The sequence below is a fragment of the Duganella qianjiadongensis genome (assembly GCF_009857915.1).
Lineage (GTDB): Bacteria > Pseudomonadota > Gammaproteobacteria > Burkholderiales > Burkholderiaceae_D > Rugamonas > Rugamonas qianjiadongensis.
Window position 1 is genome coordinate 1 of sequence record NZ_WWCM01000089.1, and the last position, 286, is coordinate 286.

1 protein-coding gene is annotated in these 286 nt (G+C 70.3%); it reads left to right on the top strand.

From position 1 onward, the window contains the following. Positions 1 to 286, top strand: a 286-nt coding sequence (locus GTP27_RS23405; protein ID WP_161041469.1) for a transglutaminase-like domain-containing protein, incomplete at both ends; no start/stop codon positions are given.

Below are 286 nucleotides of genomic sequence, written 5' to 3' on the forward strand. Positions count from 1 at the left end.
CATGACGCAATGGCTCGAGCTGCCGGCCGGCTTCAACCCGCGTACGCTGGCGCTGGCGCGGCAACTGCGCGCCGCCGCCCCTGTCGACGCACCGGTGCAGCAACTCAGCAACGCCGTGCTGACGCGCTTCCGCACGCAAGACTACCGCTACACGCTGGAACCGCCGCGTACCGGCGCCAACGCGGTCGATGACTTCCTGTTCACCACCCGCGCCGGCTTCTGCGAACACTACGCCGGCGCCTATGTGGTGCTGATGCGCGCCATGGGCGTGCCGGCGCGGGTGGTC